General features: G+C 61.1%; 14 protein-coding genes. 10 read left to right on the top strand and 4 right to left on the bottom strand.

Going from position 1 to position 11314, the window contains the following annotated elements; genetic code table 11:
* Positions 1–38: 38 nt before the first annotated feature.
* Positions 39–527, bottom strand: coding sequence for a DUF3015 domain-containing protein (locus H621_RS0114175; protein ID WP_028944041.1), 489 nt, complete (start codon positions 525–527; stop codon positions 39–41).
* A 279-nt stretch (positions 528–806) separates the two neighbouring features.
* Here H621_RS0114175 and H621_RS0114180 point away from each other — a divergent pair, with 279 nt between their 5' ends.
* From H621_RS0114180 to bamJ, 5 genes are all read left to right on the top strand, one after another.
* Positions 807–3245, top strand: a complete 2439-nt coding sequence (locus H621_RS0114180; RefSeq protein ID WP_028944042.1) for a Lon protease family protein — start codon at positions 807–809, stop codon at positions 3243–3245.
* A 159-nt stretch (positions 3246–3404) separates the two neighbouring features.
* Entirely contained in the window at positions 3405–3746 is a 342-nt protein-coding gene (locus tag H621_RS0114185) for a PA4575 family protein (protein WP_028944043.1), read from the top strand.
* Positions 3747–3847: 101 nt separating this feature from the next.
* The gene (locus H621_RS0114190) at positions 3848–4336 is read left to right on the top strand and encodes a TIGR00645 family protein (protein ID WP_028944044.1); all 489 of its coding nucleotides are present in this window, start codon (positions 3848–3850) and stop codon (positions 4334–4336) included.
* A gap of 135 nt (positions 4337–4471) precedes the next feature.
* Entirely contained in the window at positions 4472–4777 is a 306-nt protein-coding gene (locus H621_RS0114195) for a DUF6482 family protein (RefSeq protein WP_028944045.1), read from the top strand.
* Between the two features lie 86 nt (positions 4778–4863).
* Entirely contained in the window at positions 4864–5481 is a 618-nt protein-coding gene (gene bamJ / locus H621_RS0114200) for a BamJ family beta-barrel-assembly machinery protein (RefSeq protein ID WP_028944046.1), read from the top strand.
* A 63-nt stretch (positions 5482–5544) separates the two neighbouring features.
* On the opposite strand, the gene H621_RS0114205 is transcribed toward bamJ, so the two are convergent.
* The 3 genes from H621_RS0114205 to H621_RS0114215 form a co-directional block, all read right to left on the bottom strand.
* The gene (locus H621_RS0114205) at positions 5545–5793 is read right to left on the bottom strand and encodes a PA4570 family protein (protein WP_028944047.1); all 249 of its coding nucleotides are present in this window, start codon (positions 5791–5793) and stop codon (positions 5545–5547) included.
* A 134-nt stretch (positions 5794–5927) separates the two neighbouring features.
* On the bottom strand, positions 5928–6269 hold the full coding sequence (locus tag H621_RS0114210) for a zinc ribbon domain-containing protein YjdM (protein ID WP_028944048.1): 342 nt from the start codon (positions 6267–6269) through the stop codon (positions 5928–5930).
* 100 nt (positions 6270–6369) lie between these two features.
* The gene (locus H621_RS0114215; protein WP_028944049.1) at positions 6370–7338 is read right to left on the bottom strand and encodes a polyprenyl synthetase family protein; all 969 of its coding nucleotides are present in this window, start codon (positions 7336–7338) and stop codon (positions 6370–6372) included.
* 251 nt (positions 7339–7589) lie between these two features.
* Between H621_RS0114215 and rplU the strand changes: the two genes are divergently transcribed.
* The 5 genes from rplU (at position 7590) to H621_RS0114240 (ending at position 11268) form a co-directional block, all read left to right on the top strand.
* A complete protein-coding gene (rplU, locus tag H621_RS0114220; RefSeq protein ID WP_010225695.1) occupies positions 7590–7901 on the top strand; it encodes a 50S ribosomal protein L21 in 312 nt (103 codons plus the stop codon).
* Between the two features lie 32 nt (positions 7902–7933).
* The gene (gene rpmA, locus H621_RS0114225) at positions 7934–8191 is read left to right on the top strand and encodes a 50S ribosomal protein L27 (protein WP_010225698.1); all 258 of its coding nucleotides are present in this window, start codon (positions 7934–7936) and stop codon (positions 8189–8191) included.
* A gap of 193 nt (positions 8192–8384) precedes the next feature.
* Positions 8385–9605 (top strand): Obg family GTPase CgtA, encoded by a 1221-nt coding sequence (cgtA, locus tag H621_RS0114230; RefSeq protein WP_028944050.1) that lies wholly within the window; start codon positions 8385–8387, stop codon positions 9603–9605.
* A 75-nt stretch (positions 9606–9680) separates the two neighbouring features.
* Complete coding sequence (gene proB, locus H621_RS0114235) at positions 9681–10799, top strand: glutamate 5-kinase (protein ID WP_028944051.1); 1119 nt, start codon at positions 9681–9683, stop codon at positions 10797–10799.
* 22 nt (positions 10800–10821) lie between these two features.
* On the top strand, positions 10822–11268 hold the full coding sequence (locus H621_RS0114240; protein WP_036989872.1) for a CreA family protein: 447 nt from the start codon (positions 10822–10824) through the stop codon (positions 11266–11268).
* Positions 11269–11314 lie beyond the last annotated feature (46 nt).

The following is an 11314-nucleotide window of genomic DNA, read 5'->3' on the forward strand; positions in this document are numbered from 1 at the left end:
AAAACAACCCGCCCCGGTAAAGGGGCGGGTGGCCGAGCTTAAGCCTGGGTCGCGTATTTGGCCAGGCGTGGATCGCTTTTGAGTATGGCCAGCGTGTTGGTGTGGACATCTTCGGCGGTTACATCCGCGGTCTTGAAGATTTCCTGGAAGTGCTGGTGGGTGACTGCCGCGAAGTGGGCGCGGTCTTCCGGGGCGACACCGAGTACCACGGCATAGGTGGTCAGCGCTTCGCCCTGGCCCTTGGCCATGTCTTCGGAGAGCTCGTTCATCATGCCGTTCATGGCGAACCAGGATTTGCCGCCATAGGTCAGAGCAGCGTTGGTCGAGCAGCCGTTGGTGCCCGAGGTCATGCCGAAGGTGGCGTTGCCGGAAGTGCCGTTGGTGGTGGAAGCGAGGAAGTGGGCCGGTGTGCCGCGTTGGCCCTCGAACAGCATGTTACCCCAGCCGCAGTCCGGTCCGCCTGGCGCCTGGGCCATTGCATTGAGGGAAACCGCGGTGAACAAAGTACCCAGAAGAATCCGTTTCATAGCGTTGTTCTCGTTCTAGTCGTACATACCAAAGGTCAGGGTTGTCTGGCATGGCTTTGGGAGCGGTAGCCAGGGGCGGGTCGGTTGTTTACCCAGCCGCGCAGTTATGGAGTTTAGGCACGATCTAAGGGTTCCGTGATTTATTGCGAATAATTGGCTTGAAACATTGACGTAGCACGGGTTTTCGACCCTGCGACATATTGTGCCGATGAGCCTTGCAAGGCGCGGGCAGGCGGCGCCAGAATGCCGTCATCTGCCCCGCCGAAGTAAGGAAGCCCGATGCCCGATCCTGTCGCTGCGAGTCTGCGTCTTGCGCCTGAAGCCCTGACCCGGCCGTTTTCCGCCGAACAGTTCGCTTTTTCCACCACCAATGATCTGGAGCCTTTTCGCGGTGTGCTAGGCCAGGAACGTGCCGTCGAAGCCTTGCAGTTCGGCGTCGCCATGCCACGTCCCGGCTACAACGTGTTTGTCATGGGTGAGCCCGGCACCGGGCGTTTCTCTTTCGTGAAGCGTTACCTCAAGGCCGAAGGCAAGCGCCTGCACACGCCGTCGGACTGGGTCTATGTCAATAATTTCGACGAGCCCCGCGAGCCGCGGGCCCTGGAGCTGCCGGCCGGCAGTGCCGGTGCGTTCATCAGCGATATTGGTGGCCTGATCGACAACCTGCTGGCCACCTTCCCGGCGGTCTTCGAGCACCCGTCCTACCAACAGAAAAAAAGCGCCATCGACCGCGGTTTCAACCAGCGCTACGACCGTGCCCTGGATGTGATTGAACGTGCCTCGCTGGAAAAGGACGTGGCCCTTTACCGCGACAGCAGCAACGTCGCCTTTACGCCCATGGCCGACGGCAAGGCGCTGGACGAGGCGGAGTTTGCCCAGTTGCCGGAAGCCGAGCGCGAACGCTTCCATGACGATATCTCCGCCCTGGAAGAGCGCCTCAACGAGGAACTGGCGAGCCTTCCGCAGTGGAAGCGAGAGTCGAACAATCAGCTGCGTCAGCTCAATGAGGAGACTATCACCCTGGCGCTTCAACCCCTGTTGGCGCCGTTGTCGGAGAAGTACGCGGAAAATGCGGCCGTGTGTGCCTACCTGCAGGCCATGCAGGTGTACCTGTTGCGCACGGTGGTCGAGCAACTGGTCGACGACAGCAAGAGCGATGCCCAGGCGCGCAAGCTGCTTGAAGAACAGTACGCACCGAGCCTGGTCGTCGGTCACCACGCCAGTGGCGGCGCACCAGTGGTATTCGAGCCGCACCCAACCTACGACAACCTGTTCGGCCGTATCGAATACAGCACCGACCAGGGCGCGCTGTACACCACCTATCGGCAGCTGCGCCCGGGTGCCTTGCACCGTGCCAATGGCGGTTTCCTGATTCTGGAAGCCGAGAAGATGCTCGGCGAGCCCTTCGTCTGGGATGCACTCAAACGCGCGCTGCAGTCGCGCAAGCTGAAGATGGAGTCGCCGCTGGGTGAATATGGTCGCCTGGCCACCGTCACTCTCAATCCGCAGATGATCCCGTTGAACATCAAGGTGGTGATCATCGGTTCGCGCCAGTTGTACTACGCACTTCAGGACCATGATCCGGACTTCCAGGAAATGTTCCGGGTGCTGGTGGACTTCGACGAAGACATTCCCATGGTCGACGAGAGCCTGGAACAGTTCGCCCAGTTGCTAAAGACCCGTACCAGCGAGGAGGGCATGGCGCCGCTGAGCGCCGATGCGGTCGCCCGACTGGCTACCTACAGTGCCCGCCTGGCCGAACACCAAGGGCGCCTGTCGGCACGTATCGGTGATCTGTTCCAACTGGTCAGCGAGGCGGACTTCATCCGCCACCTGGCCAACGATGAGATGACCGATGCCGGGCACATCGAACGGGCACTCAAGGCCAAGGCCACGCGAACCGGCCGGGTGTCGGCGCGAATCCTCGACGACATGCTGGCCGGCATCATCCTGATCGACACCGAAGGCGCAGCAGTCGGCAAGTGCAACGGCCTGACCGTGCTGGAAGTGGGCGACTCGGCCTTCGGTATACCGGCGCGGATTTCTGCCACGGTCTATCCCGGTGGCAGCGGCATCGTCGATATCGAGCGTGAGGTAAACCTCGGCCAGCCGATCCACTCCAAGGGCGTGATGATCCTTACCGGTTACCTGGGCAGTCGCTACGCCCAGGAATTCCCCCTGGCGATCTCGGCAAGTATCGCCCTGGAGCAATCCTACGGTTACGTGGATGGTGACAGTGCGTCGCTGGGAGAGGCCTGCACATTGATCTCGGCCTTGTCGAAAACCCCGCTCAAGCAGTGTTTCGCCATCACCGGATCGATCAACCAGTTCGGTGAAGTGCAGGCAGTGGGCGGGGTCAACGAGAAGATCGAAGGCTTCTTCCGCTTGTGCGAGGCACGCGGCCTGACCGGTGAGCAGGGCGCGATCATCCCCAAGGCCAACGTCGCCACGCTGATGCTCGACGAGCGGGTGCTGCAGGCGGTGCGTGCGGGCATGTTCCACGTCTATGCGGTCAGCCAGGCCGATGAGGCGCTGAGCCTGTTGGTAGGGGAGCCGGCCGGTGAGCCCGATGCCGAGGGCGAGTTCCCCGAGGGCAGCGTCAACGCCCGGGTGGTGGAGCGCCTGCGGGTGATCGCCGAAATGATCAGCGAGGAGGACCTCAAGGAAGCCGAGAAGGAGCAGGCCGAGCAAGCCCTGGCCCAGGTCAAACCGTCCTGAGTCAAATAATCGGCGCCGCAGCGGGTCTGACCGCTGGGCGCCGGTTTTTCCACGCACTATCGGAATTCTTCTATCCTGATAAACAGGGAGTGTAGTCGCTAAAGGATCGAAACAGCCTTGCCCGCAAGGCTGAACAAGGGTTTACCGAGGGACGTCGCCATGCCGCGCAACCTCAGCCTCACCCGCCAATGCCTGGGCCTGGTGACCCGCATTGAATGCAGTATCCGCCCACTGGCCGGCGACAACGGCATGTGGACCCTCCTGTTTGCCGCCGGCATGGCTGGCGAGCAACCTTCGGCCATCAAGGCCCAGGGGCCGTTTCATGGGCCCTTCGTGGCCGAGTCGGTCCTCAGTGCCATTGTCGACAGCCTCACCCTGCACGGTTATCAAGTGGCCGACGATCCACAGATCTGGTGCGTGCACCTGCAAGCCCAGCTACGCCGGATCAATGGTGAACGGGTCCATCACGTCGGCGACTTCCAGTTCCATCCGGAAACCTGAGCCGTCTGGGCGTCACGCCTGTGGCAGCGTGCCACGGGCTTTTTCTGTCATGGCTGGCTGTTATACTCGCGCTCGCTTTTTGGCCACCTGACGAGTTTTCAATGGAACGTATTATCGAAAATGCGATGTATGCCTCGCGCTGGCTGCTCGCCCCGATTTATTTTGGTCTGTCGTTGGGCCTGCTGGCGCTGGCGCTGAAGTTCTTCCAGGAGATCTTCCACGTCCTGCCCAATGTCTTCGCCCTGGCCGAAGCAGACCTGATCCTGGTGCTGCTGTCGCTGATCGACATGGCACTGGTGGGTGGCCTGTTGGTGATGGTGATGATCTCGGGTTACGAGAACTTCGTCTCGCAGCTGGACATCGACGAAGACAAGGAAAAGCTCAACTGGCTGGGCAAGATGGACTCTTCTTCGCTGAAGATGAAAGTTGCAGCCTCCATCGTGGCGATTTCCTCGATTCACTTGCTGCGGGTGTTCATGGACGCGCGCAATATAGAGACCCAGTACCTGATGTGGTACGTGATCATCCACATGACCTTCGTGGTATCGGCCTTCGCCATGGGTTATCTGGATAAGCTGACCAAGCACTGATTCAGAGGCTTGGCGCAGTTCCAGACCGCCCGTCCGTTGCAAAACGGACGGGCGGTTGCGTTTTTACCTTGTGCTTTGCCTCGTGCTGTACGAAAAATGAACGGTCACTCGAAGTGCCAGTCACGAGGTATCGCAATGAACCTTCAACAACTGAACACCGAGGCCAGGGCTGGTCATGTCGAAGAGCTCAACCTGATCGCCATCGAAGGCGGTGATTACATTCTCGAAGCTCGCGTAAAAGGCCATGCGCATCCCCTGTCGGATACCCGCGGCGAGCGCCTTAAAGTCCATTCGGTAGTCGATGCGCAGCGCCTGCTCAATGGTTTGCCGGCCGTGCCGTTGCACCTGGTGCATTGGTCGATGGACGACGAGATGTGCGGGGGAGACGTCACCGGTGACGGCGACCTGAAAATACCGATGCCCCGCCGTTCCGCCTGGTAGCTGATCTGCTTTGCCGCAGTGTGCTAGGCTGCTCGCCCTTTTCATAAAGGGCGCGGTTGTCGTGCGCCCTGCTGCGGAGCAAACAAATGTCCGAAATCAACCTGTCTACCGACGAAACCCGCGTCAGCTACGGCATCGGCCGTCAACTGGGTGGTCAACTGCGTGACAACCCGCCACCGGGCGTGAGCCTGGAAGCCATCCTCGCCGGTCTGACCGACGCCTTCAACGGCCAGGACAGCCGCGTCAGCGAAGCCGACCTGTCTGCCAGCTTCAAGGTCATTCGTGAAATCATGCAGGCCGAAGCCGCCGCCAAAGCCGAAGCGGCTGCTGGCGAAGGCAAAGCTTTCCTGGCCGAGAACGCCAAGCGTGACGGCATCACCACCCTGGCATCGGGCCTGCAGTTCGAAGTGCTGACCGCTGGTGAAGGCGCCAAGCCAAGCCGCGACGACAGCGTTCGCACCCACTACCACGGCACCCTGATCGACGGCACTGTATTCGACAGCTCCTACGAGCGCGGCCAGCCAGCCGAGTTCCCGGTCAGCGGCGTGATTGCCGGCTGGACCGAAGCCCTGCAACTGATGAACGCCGGCAGCAAATGGCGCCTGTACGTTCCGAGCGAGTTGGCCTACGGTGCTCAGGGCGTTGGCAGCATTCCGCCGCACAGCGTTCTGGTATTCGACGTCGAGTTGCTGGACGTCCTGTAATACCTGATCGCGGGGCAAATTCGCTCCTACCTGTAGGAGCGGGTTTGCCCCGCGATTTTTGTATCAGTTCCACTCGGTCCCACCTCCTGGGCGCAACGCCCGGGCATAGCAGAACAGGAACAGGTTCCTCACCAGTTCCTTGAGCACGATTGGCTCACTCGAATTCAAGCCGTTGAGATCCAGGTCGCCCTGGTCGCGAAGTTCGTCCAGTGCTTCTTCTTCAAGCACGGCACAGACCTCGCCGGTTTCCCGGTGCAGGATGCGCAGGTATGGATGGGGGCGGTCAAGCCAGGCGTCTATCAGATAAGTCATGGCTATTCTCCTTGGAAGCGTCCAATGAGAATAATTCTTATTATCAAAATAGCAAGTGCCTATTGGCAGAAAATTGCCGCCGTGTGCTTGCGCGGCGCTTCGAGGCTGGAGGCCAGCCCCGAAACCATTGGGGTTCAGACCTTGCGGACGAACTCCGACTTGAGCTTCATCGGGCCGATGCCATCGATCTTGCAGTCGATGTCATGGTCGCCATCGCACAGGCGGATGTTCTTGACCTTGGTGCCGACCTTGACTACCAGCGACGTGCCCTTGACCTTCAGGTCCTTGATCACGGTGATGGTGTCGCCGTCCTGCAGGACATTGCCCACCGAATCCTTCTTGACCGCTTCGTCGCTCACTGCTTCGGCGTCACCGGCGGCAGACCACTCGTGGGCGCATTCGGGGCAGATCAGCTGGGTGCCGTCTTCGTAGGTGTATTCGGAGTTGCATTTAGGGCAGGGTGGCAAAGTGCTCACTAGGGTTCCTCAAGACGTACAGGTACAAAGCCTACATTGTATAGGGTTTTGTCCGTCAGAGGTTAGTCGGGCCCATCGAGCGATGGGCCACAGGGCAGGCTCAGTGGGTACGGGCGACAGCGAATTCGCTCAATTCCACCAGGGCGTCGCGGTATTCGCTGGCTGGCAGCACGTCCAGGCAAGCGATGGCACGGGCCACGTAGTCGCGTGCCAGTTGCGCGGTGTAGTCCAGGGAGCCCGAAGCTTCAACCGCAGCGCGGATGCTTTCCAGGTCTTCGATACCACCTTTCTGGATCGCCTGGCGAACCAGGGCGGCCTGTTCGGCAGTACCTTCGCGCATGGTGTAGATCAGCGGAAGGGTCGGCTTGCCCTCGGCCAGGTCGTCGCCGACGTTCTTGCCCAGGGTCTGTGCATCGCCCTTGTAGTCGAGCAGGTCGTCGACCAGCTGGAAGGCCACGCCAAGGTGGTCGCCGAACGTGCGCAGGGCTTCGCTCTGCTCAGTTGTGGCCTGGGCCAGGGCAGCGGCGCTGTGGGTCGAGGCCTCGAACAGCATCGCGGTCTTGCCGCGGATGACGTCCATGTAGACTTCTTCGGTGGTGCTGGCGTCGCGGACCTTGGACAGCTGCAGGACTTCACCTTCAGCGATGACCCGGGTGGCCTTGGAGAGGATCTGCATGACCGGCATCGAGCCCAGTTCGACCATCATCTCGAACGAACGCGAATAGAGGAAATCACCGACCAGTACGCTCGGCGCATTGCCCCACAGGGCATTGGCGGTGGAGCGACCACGGCGCATGCCCGACATGTCGACCACGTCGTCGTGCAGCAGGGTGGCAGTGTGCAGGAATTCGATGGTGGCGGCCAGCAGGCGCAGGTCATCGCCTTCGCGGCCCAGTGCCTTGCCGCACAGCAGCACCAGCAGAGGGCGCAGGCGCTTGCCGCCAGCCGAAGTAATGTAGTCGCCGATTTTCGATACCAGCGGTACACGCGAAGTCAGCTGTTTCTTGATAATCTCGTCAACGGCGCTGAAGTCGTCCGCTACCGCGCGGTAGAAAGCTTGGGGTTGCATCGGCCACAGGTGCTCCATAAAGGTTGCGCGGCATGCTAGGTCGCGGGTCCCGGCCTGTCAAGGCGCGGTCCCGGCGGGCCGGGGGCGGGACTTGCAAGGGGCGGGCGGCTTGCGTACAATCGCGCACCCTGAACTTCCTGGGCAGCACCTGCCTTACGCAATTGCACTGGGCCGTTCCAGCCCTATGCAGCCATGCCAGCCAATACTCTTCCTATAAAGAGCTGGGTGAGCAGGATTATCGGAGAAATACCATGTACGCAGTAATTGTTACCGGTGGCAAGCAGTACAAAGTCGCCGAAGGTGAATACCTGAAAATCGAAAAACTGGAAATCGCCACTGGCGAATCCGTGACTTTCGACCGCGTTCTGTTGGTTGCCAATGGCGACGACGTGAACATCGGCGCTCCAGTCGTTGCTGGTGCCAAGGTTGTTGCTGAAGTGATCTCGCAAGGTCGTCACGACAAAGTGCGCATCATCAAGTTCCGCCGCCGTAAGCACCACATGAAGCGTATGGGCCACCGCCAGTGGTTCACCGAAATCAAGATCACCGGTATTTCGGCGTAATCGCCTAAATCCCTTTTCTGGAGAATTGAACCATGGCACACAAAAAAGCTGGTGGTAGTACCCGTAACGGTCGCGACTCAGAAGCCAAACGCCTTGGCGTGAAGATGTATGGCGGCCAGGCTATCATTCCTGGCAACATCATCGTCCGTCAGCGCGGCACCCAATTCCACGCTGGCTACGGCGTTGGCATGGGCAAGGATCACACCCTGTTCGCCAAGATCGCGGGTAAGATCAAGTTTGAAGTAAAAGGCGCCTTCGGTCGTCGTTACGTGAGCGTTGTCGCCGAGTAATCGCGCGGACGCTGGAAAAGCCCTGTCTCGCGACGGGGCTTTTTCGTTTGTGGGGTGAGTCTCTTGCAAAGCTGTTTGTATGGGCTGCCGGCGCTGGTGTTTCGGTCGTTGACGGGGGCCGCCGCGCTCACTTTTGCAAGAGCCTTATGTCTTTGTGTCACTCAGCTCGTCCAGCTGACGAGAGGCGGTTTTTATGAAGTTTGTTGACGAAGTATCGATCCGGGTCAAAGCCGGTGACGGCGGTAACGGTTGCATGAGCTTCCGCCGCGAAAAATTCATCGAGAACGGTGGTCCCAACGGCGGTGACGGTGGCGACGGCGGCTCGGTGTTCATGGTCGCCGATGAAAACCTCAACACCCTGGTCGACTACCGCTACACCCGACATTTCGAGGCCCAGCGCGGCTCCAATGGCGGCAGCACCGACTGCACCGGCAAAAAAGGCGACGACCTGATCCTGCGCGTGCCAGTCGGCACCACCGTGATCGACTCCGCCACCCAGGAAGTCATCGGCGACTTGGTCAAGCCAGGCCAGAAGCTGATGGTGGTCCAGGGCGGCTGGCACGGCCTGGGCAACACCCGTTTCAAATCCAGTACCAACCGTGCGCCACGCCAGACCACCCCGGGCAAACCCGGCGAGCAGCGTGACCTGAAGCTGGAAATGAAAGTACTGGCCGACGTTGGCCTGCTGGGCTTGCCGAACGCCGGCAAGAGTACCTTCATCCGCTCGGTATCGGCCGCCAAGCCGAAAGTCGCCGACTACCCGTTCACCACCCTGGTGCCGAACCTGGGCGTGGTCAGTGTCGATCGCTGGAAAAGCTTCGTCATCGCCGACATCCCCGGCCTGATCGAAGGCGCTTCCGACGGTGCCGGCCTGGGTATCCGCTTCCTCAAGCACCTGGCCCGTACCCGCCTGTTGCTGCACCTCGTCGACCTCGCGCCGCTGGATGAAAGCAGCAGCGCCGACGCGGCTGAAGTGATCGTCAACGAGCTGACCCGCTTCAGCCCGTCGCTGGCCGAACGTGATCGCTGGCTGGTACTGAACAAGACCGACATGCTGATGGACGACGAGCGTGACGAGCGCGTCAAGGAAGTGGTCGAGCGTCTGCAGTGGGAAGGTCCTGTCTATGTGATTTCGGCCATCTCCAAGCAGGGTACCGAGCAGCTCAGCCGCGACATCATGCGCTACCTCGAAGACCGCGCCGACCGCCTGGCCAACGACCCGGCCTACGCCGAAGAGCTGGCCGACCTGGATCAGCGCATCGAAGACGAGGCCCGTGCCCAGCTGCAAGCCCTGGACGATGCCCGTGCCCTGCGCCGCAGTGGTGTCAAGAGCGTTCACGACATCGGCGACGACGATGACGACTGGGATGACGACGACGAAGACGGTCCGGAAATCATTTACGTGCGCGACTGATTCGTTGCAGTACACTAAACGCCGCTCTCTGGAGCGGCGTTTTAGTATCTAAAGATCTCTATAGGTTGGAAGAAGATGCGGAGCAAGGTGACGGGTGCGCAGCGCTGGGTGGTGAAGATCGGCAGTGCCCTGCTGACAGCAGATGGCAAGGGGCTCGATCGTACGGCCATGGGCGTCTGGGTCGAGCAGATGGTGGCGTTGCATGAGGCGGGTGTCGAGTTGGTACTGGTATCGTCCGGGGCGGTTGCCGCCGGGATGAGCCGCCTGGGTTGGTCCAAGCGACCGAGTGCCATGAATGAGCTGCAAGCGGCAGCCTCGATTGGCCAGATGGGCCTGGTGCAAGCCTGGGAGTCGAGTTTCGCCGAGCATGACAAGCACACCGCGCAGATTCTCCTGACCCACGACGACCTGTCGGATCGCAAGCGCTACCTCAACGCGCGCAGTACCCTGCGCACGCTGGTGGAGCTGGGCGTGGTGCCGGTGATCAACGAGAACGACACCGTGGTGACCGACGAGATCCGTTTCGGCGACAACGACACCCTGGCTGCCCTGGTGGCCAACCTGGTCGAAGCCGACCTGCTGGTGATCCTCACCGACCGCGATGGCATGTTCGACGCTGACCCGCGTAACAATCCCGATGCCCAACTGATCTATGAAGCCCGTGCCGACGATCCGAGCCTGGATGCGGTGGCGGGCGGTACCGGTGGCGCACTGGGCCGTGGCGGCATGCAGACCAAACTGCGTGCTGCGCGTCTGGCGGCCCGGTCCGGTGCCCATACCATCATCGTCGGTGGTCGCCTGGAGCGCGTACTCGATCGCCTCAAGGCTGGCGAGCGCCTGGGTACCTTGCTGTCGCCCGAGCGCGGCATGTTGGCCGCGCGCAAGCAGTGGCTGGCCGGGCACCTGCAGACCCGCGGCACCCTGGTGCTCGACGCCGGTGCCGTGCAGGCCTTGCGTCAGGCCAACAAGAGCCTGCTGCCGGTCGGCGTCAAAACCGTGCAGGGCAGCTTTCGCCGTGGCGAAATGGTCGTTTGTGTCGGCCCGGATGGCCTGGAAGTCGCCCGTGGCCTGGCCAACTACAGCGCCCTTGAAGCGCAGAAGATCATCGGCCAGTCCTCCGAGGCCATCGAAAGCCTGCTGGGCTACATCGCCGAGCCTGAGCTGGTTCACCGCGACAACCTGATTCTGGTCTGAGGAAACAACCGTGTTCAAAGGGATGATTGCAGCGGCGCTGCTGGCATTGCCGGCAGTGGCTGCGGCCGAGGAAATCGGTCAGGTGTCGACCGTGTTCAAGTTCGTCGGGCCAAACGACCGCATCGTGGTCGAGGCGTTCGACGATCCGAAAGTCGAGGGTGTGACCTGCTACCTGTCCCGTGCCAAGACGGGCGGAGTGAAGGGCGGCCTGGGCTTGGCCGAAGACCGTGCCGAAGCCTCCATTGCCTGTCGCCAGGTAGGGCCAATTCGCTTCAAGGAGAAGCTCAAGGACGGTGACGAGGTGTTCAAGGAGCGCACCTCGCTGGTGTTCAAGACCATGCAGGTGGTGCGCTTCCTGGACAAGAAGCGCAACACCCTGGTCTACCTGGTGTACTCGGACCGGCTGATCGAAGGCAGCCCGCAGAACGCGGTGACGGCGATTCCGATCCTGCCCTGGCCGCAGCAATAATCATCGCGGGGCAAGCCCGCTCCTACTGGTGTAGGAACGGGCTTGC

The sequence above is a fragment of the Pseudomonas vranovensis DSM 16006 genome (assembly GCF_000425805.1).
GTDB lineage: Bacteria > Pseudomonadota > Gammaproteobacteria > Pseudomonadales > Pseudomonadaceae > Aquipseudomonas > Aquipseudomonas vranovensis.